The sequence below is a fragment of the Streptomyces spongiae genome, from assembly GCF_009377185.1.
Lineage (GTDB): Bacteria > Actinomycetota > Actinomycetes > Streptomycetales > Streptomycetaceae > Streptomyces > Streptomyces spongiae.
This window is the reverse complement of record NZ_VJZC01000702.1, coordinates 1-4,685: the sequence shown is the minus strand read 5'-3', so window position 1 is coordinate 4,685 and position 4,685 is coordinate 1. Positions and strand designations below refer to the sequence as shown.

The following is a 4,685-nucleotide window of genomic DNA, read 5'->3' as shown; positions in this document are numbered from 1 at the left end:
AGCGAGAGGGGCGGGCGGGCCGGCTCAGCCGGCGATGGTCCGTTCCGAGCCCCAGTAGGGGCGCCGCATCGCGCGTTTGTCGAGCTTGCCCATCGCGTTGCGCGGGAGCTCGGGAACGAACTCGTACGACTTCGGGCACTTGTAGGCGGCGAGGAGCTCGCGGCAGAACCGGTCCAGCTCATCGGCGGGCGGCTCGTCCGCCGCGGCCACGACCAGCGCCCGCAGGGACTCGCCGAAGTCCGCGTCGGGCACGCCGATGACCGCGGCCTCGGCGACCGCCGGGTGCTGCCGCAGTACGGCCTCGCTCTCGGCCGGGTAGAGGTTGACCCCGCCGGAGACCACGACATCCGCGGCCCGGTCGGTGATGAAGATGTAGCCGTCTCCGTCGACGTAGCCGATGTCGCCGAGCGTGAAGACGCCGGGGGAGAGGTAGGCGGACCTGGTCTTGTCCGGGTCCGCGTGGTAGCGGACGCCCTGGTCCTCCGGCGCCCGGAAGGCCAGCAACCCGCGTTCGCCGGGCGGCAGTCGCCGGCCCTCCTCATCGGTGACCAGGACGTCGAACGGAGGCCGGACGCGTCCGACCGAGCCCGGGTGCGCCAACCACTCCTCGCTGCTGATGCGGGCCACGGTTCCCGCTTCGCTGGCGCCGTACGACTCGGTCAGCACCGGACCGAACCACTCGATCATGGCTCGTTTCACGTCCGGTGGACACGCGGAGCCGGTGTGGGACACCTGCCGAAGGCTGGAGACGTCGTACCGGGCGCGGACCTCTTCCGGGAGAGCGAGCAGCCGTTGGAAGTGGGTGGGCACCATCACCGTCGAGGCGACCTGCCACTTCTGCACACTGCTGAGGAAATTCTCCGCGCGGTATCTGCCGAGGACGACCACCGGCTGACCGGCCGCCAGGTGCCTGAGCGAGGTCAGCGGCGCGTTGTGCTGCAGTGGGCCGCACACCAGATGCGGCCCCGGCGGGAAGCCGGGCCGGGCGGACATCGCGGCGAGGTAGGCGGAGGCGTCGGCGACCGGGCCACTCACCCAGCGCACCTCGGTGCCGCGCGCCCGTCCGGTGGTTCCCGAGGTGTAGACGAGCGGGGGCCGTGCGGGACGGTCCGTCGGGACGGCGCGTCCGGCGGGTGCGGCTGCCAGCCACAGGTCCCAGTCGAAGGCGTGCCCGATCGCCGGGGTTCCGTGCGTCACCAGCGGCAGGCCCAGTTCCCGTGCCGCGTCGAGGGCGGCACCCGCGCCGACGGGTCCGGCGATGATCCCGGTCGCGCCCGCGTCGATGATCTGGTCGACGAGTTCCCCCGACGTGAGGTTCCGGGACGTGGCCACGGTTCCGACCCCGGCCCGCAGAGCGGCCAGATGGGCCACCAGCGTCGGGATCACGTTGTCGCCGAGGACGGCGACCCGGTCGTCGGGGCCGGGCGCGAACTCCAACAGCCGTACCGCCGCCCGCGCCACCTGGTCGGCGAGGCCGGACCAGGACAGCACGCCCAGGTCGTCCGCCAAGGCCGGCTCGTCGGGTGTCTCCTGGGCGCGACGGTCGAGTGGCAGCAGCGACATGGCTCCTCCGGCGGCTCCTCGGTCCTCTCCCGATTCGAGGGGAGAGGGGTTGCGGAGACTGTAGCGTTTATCAAGAAAGTGCGGAACACTCTCATCCCGGACGGAAGGTATTCCTGCCTGTCTCACCCGCATGTTTCAACGGTCAGGGAGTCGTACTTCCTGACCCTCCTTACTGAACCTGTCGTCTGGTAAGTGTCCGAGGAGGAGCCATGTCCCAGCCCGATCCGGACGTATGGCGCGCACAGGTCAGGCAGTGGCTGGCCACCGTGCTCGAACCGGCGCGGGCGCCCGAGTCCGCCCAAGAGGCCGCCGACCTCGCCGTGTTCCACAACATCCCCGAGAACGAGGAACGCCTGCTGCTGGAGCGCTGCCGCGCCTATCAGCGGGCCCGCTTCGACGCCGGGTACCAGGCGCTGACCCTCCCCGCGGACAGGGGCGGAGCGGGACTGACCCCCGCCCACGTGGCGGCCTTCGCCCAGGAGGAATCCGCCTTCGAGGTGCCGCCGTCCACCGAACTCATCAGCGTCACCGTGCGCCTGGTCGCGATGGCCGTCTCCCTGTTCGGGACGGCCGAGCAGCGCCATGACTACGCACGCGCGTTCCTGCGCACCGACCTGCTGGCCTGCCAGCTCTTCAGTGAGCCCGGTGCTGGATCCGACCTCGCGGCCCTTCGCACCCGCGCCCGGCAGGAGGGCGGCGGAGAGTGGGCCATCGACGGTCAGAAAGTGTGGACGTCGGGCGCCCAGTTCGCCGACTACGGTCTGCTGCTCGCCCGCACCGACCCGGACGTCGTCAAGCAGGCCGGCATCACCGCCTTCCTGGTCCCGATGGACGCCACCGGAGTGGAGGTGCGCCCCATCCGGCAGATGAGCGGCGGCGCCTCCTTCAACGAGGTGTTCCTCAGCGGCGTACGCGTCCCGGACCGGCTCCGGATCGGGCGACCGGGCCAGGGCTGGGAGGTCGCCACCACCACCCTCGCCTTCGAACGGACAGCCTCGGGCAGCGGCAACCGCCGCAAGGGCGGCACCTTCGCGGACGTTCTCGCGCTCGCCCGCTCCCTCGGCCGCACCCAGGACCCGCTGGTCCGCCAGCGCCTCGCCGACCTGTACGTACGTGCCGCCCTGCGCGCCGCCACGGTCGACCGCGTCGCCAGGACGAGCGCTGCCGGCGGCCCACCGGGTCCGGAGGCGTCGTTGACCAAACTCATGGCCTCCGAGCTGCTCACCCGCACGGGACAGGTCGCCGCGGAGCTGATGGGGGCGCGGATCAGCGCCGACACCGGGGAGGCGGGCACCTTCGCCTGGACGCAGCATCTGCTCGGCGCCCCTGGCTACCGGCTGGCCGGAGGCACCGATCAGATCCAGCGCAACCTGATCGGCGAACGGGTGCTGAAGCTGCCGCCCGAGCCGCGGGCGGACCGGGCGCCGTTCTCGCAGCTTCCCGGCAACTGAGGGACCTTCCCGGCAACAGGGCGAACCGGGCGACCGACGAGCGATCGGGACCGTTTCGGGACCGTTTCGGCAATCACAAAGGAGTGACATCGATGGACCTGGGACTGACAGGCGCGAAGGCGCTGGTGACCGGGGCGAGCCGGGGCATCGGCCGGGCGATCGCCACCACGCTGGCGGCCGAGGGCTGCGCGCTGGCGCTGTGCGCACGGGGCGAGGAGCAACTCGCCAAGGCTGCCGCCGAGCTGCGCGGCGAGGGCGCCACGGTGTTCGCGGAGCCGGTGGACGTCACCGAACCGGCCGCCCTCGCGGGCTTCGTGGAGCGGGCGGCCGCCGAACTCGGCGGCCTGGACCTGCTGGTGTCCAACGTGTCGGCGGGCAACGTGAAGGGCCCCGAGTCCTGGGAAGCCAGTCTGCGCGGCGACCTGATCCCGTTCGCGGGACTCGTCGACGCGGCCCTTCCCCACCTGGAGACCTCCGACCGGGCCGCCGTCGTGGCCATCGGCACCACCAACGCCTCCGACACCGCGCGCCCGGCCGGCGCGAACTCGTACTCCGCGCTCAAGGCGGCCGTCGTCCAGCACGCCTCGGCCCTCGCGCACGCCCTCGCGCCGAAGGGCATCCGCGTCAACACCGTCTCGCCCGGCCCGATCGACTTCCCCGGCGGCGCCTGGGAGACGATCCGCACCAGCCGCCCGGAAGTGTACGAGGAGGTGCTCGCCAAGCTGCCGATCGGCCGCTACGGCACCGCGGAGGACGTGGCCGCGGCGGTGGCGTTCCTGCTCGGGCGTACCGGCTCCTTCTGCGTCGGGGTCAACCTCGTGGTGGACGGCGGGCTGCTCACCCGCGTCCAGTACTGAGCCGTGGCGGGCCCGGCCGGCCGCCTGGACGCCGTACTGGTCTGCGGCGGCCGCTGGCACGACTTCGACCACGCGCGGCTGCGGCTGCTGGAACTGCTCGGTGAGCATCCACGGGTGCGCACCACGGTGTATCAGGACTACGACTGCGCGGCCGCCCTGGACAGGGCCGACCTGCTGGTCACCTACACCTGTGACGTCCGGCCCCGCCCGGCGCAGCGGGCCGCACTGGCACGGTTCGTCGAGCGGGGCGGGCGCTGGCTCGCCCTGCACGGCACCAACTCGGTGATCGAGGTGAGCGAGCCGTCGACGGGTGGCGGGCCGAGGGTGTTCACGACTCCACGGCTCCTCGGGGAACTGGCCAAGGTGCTGGGCAGTCAGTTCCTGGCCCACCCGCCGATCGAGCCGTACGAGGTGCTGGTGACCCGGCCCGACCATCCGCTGGTCGCCGGGATCGGGCCGTTCACGGTCACCGACGAGCTCTACGTGTGCGAGCTGCACGGGGAACTGGAAGTGCTGCTGCACGCCGAGTACACGGGACCGTGCCGTGGTTTCGCCGAGGGCGACACGGCGGCCCTCGACAGCGCGTCCCGGCCGGTGCTGTACCTCAAGCGGCACGGCCTCGGCGAGGTCTGCTACTTCACCCTCGGCCACTGCCGGGGCCGCTACGACATGCAGGACCTCGGCGTGGACGACACCGGGCGCGTGGACCGGGGGCCGTGGGAGACACCGGAGTTCGTGACGGTGCTGCGGCGTTGTGTGGGGTGGACGGTGGGTGTGCGGGTGCCGGAGTAGTTCGCCCCCGCCGCCCCTACCC

At 72.1% G+C, this 4,685-nt stretch carries 4 protein-coding genes; 3 read left to right on the top strand and 1 reads right to left on the bottom strand.

Annotated features, from left to right (window positions below; all coding sequences use genetic code 11):
- Positions 1–24: 24 nt before the first annotated feature.
- Positions 25–1,563 carry an AMP-binding protein gene (locus tag FNH08_RS44950; protein ID WP_152777294.1) on the bottom strand — a complete coding sequence of 513 codons (1,539 nt, stop codon included), beginning with the start codon at positions 1,561–1,563 and terminating at the stop codon, positions 25–27.
- A 209-nt stretch (positions 1,564–1,772) separates the two neighbouring features.
- Here FNH08_RS44950 and FNH08_RS44945 point away from each other — a divergent pair, with 209 nt between their 5' ends.
- The 3 genes from FNH08_RS44945 (at position 1,773) to FNH08_RS44935 (ending at position 4,663) form a co-directional block, all read left to right on the top strand.
- Positions 1,773–3,014: an acyl-CoA dehydrogenase family protein gene (locus tag FNH08_RS44945; RefSeq protein ID WP_152777292.1), complete on the top strand. Its 1,242-nt coding sequence runs from the start codon at positions 1,773–1,775 to the stop codon at positions 3,012–3,014.
- 92 nt (positions 3,015–3,106) lie between these two features.
- The gene (locus FNH08_RS44940; protein ID WP_152777290.1) at positions 3,107–3,871 is read left to right on the top strand and encodes an SDR family NAD(P)-dependent oxidoreductase; all 765 of its coding nucleotides are present in this window, start codon (positions 3,107–3,109) and stop codon (positions 3,869–3,871) included.
- Positions 3,872–3,874: 3 nt separating this feature from the next.
- On the top strand, positions 3,875–4,663 hold the full coding sequence (locus FNH08_RS44935; RefSeq protein ID WP_322726469.1) for a ThuA domain-containing protein: 789 nt from the start codon (positions 3,875–3,877) through the stop codon (positions 4,661–4,663).
- Positions 4,664–4,685 lie beyond the last annotated feature (22 nt).